Origin of the sequence: Sphingomonas sp., assembly GCF_036269755.1 — a bacterium.
Classification (GTDB): domain Bacteria; phylum Pseudomonadota; class Alphaproteobacteria; order Sphingomonadales; family Sphingomonadaceae; genus Sphingomonas.
In genome coordinates, this window is the sequence record NZ_DATBDV010000010.1 from 1 (window position 1) to 1549 (window position 1549).

Sequence of the window (1549 nt, forward strand, 5' to 3'; positions counted from 1 at the left end):
TGCGCTACGGGCCGCCCGACACTGAAAGCGAGGACGGTGCCGGCGATGGTCCGGCCTTCGAGCCGCTCACCGGCGATTTCATCGATATCGGCGAGGCGGTTGCGCAGGAATTCTCCCTGGCCTTGCCGAGCTTCCCGCGCAGCCCCGGGGCGGTTCTCGAGATCGAGAAACCGCCGGCCGACGCGGGCCCGTTTGCCGCGCTCTCGCGCCTGACCGATCGGCAGGACCGGTGATAACCGTGGCTGGATGCTGCGCGGGGCCTTCCGGGCCTCGAGTAGCCGGGCCGTTCCTGTTGCCAAGCCTGTTGCCGGCACCCCCGATTTTGTCTAAGTACCGCCCTTTCCCGCGCCGCTTCATACGAGTCGCCAATGGCCGTCCCGAAAAAGAAAGTCTCGCCGTCGCGGCGCAACATGCGCCGCTCCCACGATGCCTTGGGCGCGTCGGTTTATGTCGAATGCCCGAATTGCGGCGAGCTGAAGCGCCCGCATCACCTCTGCCGGGCTTGCGGTCATTACGATGGCCGCGAGGTGACGCCGCAGCCCTCGCCATCGGCCTGATCTTTCGCCGGCCGCGCAGGACAGGCGCGCCATGAGCGCCAGCGTCACGATCGCCCTCGATGCGATGGGCGGCGATCATGCGCCCGGCGTCGTGCTGAAGGGCGCCGATATCGCGCTGGTGCGCTATCCGGGGACGCGCTTTCTGCTGTTCGGGGATGAGAGCCGGGTCGCGCCGCTATTGGCGAAGCTGCCGCGCCTTGCCAAGGCAACCACCCTCCAGCATACCGAAGAAGTCGTCGCGGATGACGCAAAGCCGTCCGTGGCCTTGCGCGCGGCGCGACGTTCGAGCATGCGGCTCGCGATCGAGGCGGTCGCGGAGGGACGCGCCGACGGTGTCGTTTCGGCCGGCAATACCGGCGCGCTGATGGCGATCGCCAAATTCGTGCTGAAAACGATGCCCGGCATCGACCGGCCGGCGATCGCGACCTTCTTCCCGACCCGGCGCGGCGAGAGCGTCATGCTCGATCTCGGTGCCAATATCGAATGCGACGCCGACAATCTGGTGCAATTCGCGCTGATGGGCGACGTCTTTGCGCGCACGGCCCTGGGACTGGTCCAGCCGACCGTCGGGCTATTGAATGTCGGCGAGGAAGAGCTGAAGGGAAATGACGCGGTGCGCGCCGCCGCCGCTAAATTGCGCGGCGGCATGACGCCGATCCGGTTTCACGGCTTTGTCGAGGGTGACGATATCGCCGCCGGCACGGTGGATGTCGTCGTCACCGACGGGTTTACCGGGAATGTCGCGCTGAAGACCGCGGAGGGTATCGCCAAGCTCTTCAGCGAATCGCTGCGTGCCTCGTTCCGCTACTCGCCGCTGGCGCGGATCGGGTATGTGTTTGCCCGCGGGGCTTTAAAGAAACTCGCGGCGCGGCTCGACACACGCCGCTATAACGGCGCGATGTTTCTCGGTCTGGGCGGTATTGCCGTGAAGAGCCACGGCTCGACCGATGCGTTCGGCTTTGCCAACGCGATCAGCGTCGCGATCGACCTCA

General features: G+C 66.4%; 2 protein-coding genes and 1 pseudogene. All 3 read left to right on the forward strand.

The features are described from left to right. A pseudogene (locus VH326_RS08415) lies at positions 1-233 on the forward strand (hypothetical protein); the annotation flags it as partial. A gap of 135 nt (positions 234-368) precedes the next feature. After that, positions 369-557, forward strand: coding sequence for a 50S ribosomal protein L32 (gene rpmF, locus VH326_RS08420; protein WP_329631372.1), 189 nt, complete (start codon positions 369-371; stop codon positions 555-557). Positions 558-588: 31 nt separating this feature from the next. Next, the coding region (plsX, locus tag VH326_RS08425) for a phosphate acyltransferase PlsX (RefSeq protein WP_329631373.1) at positions 589-1549 on the forward strand (961 nt) is incomplete at its 3' end.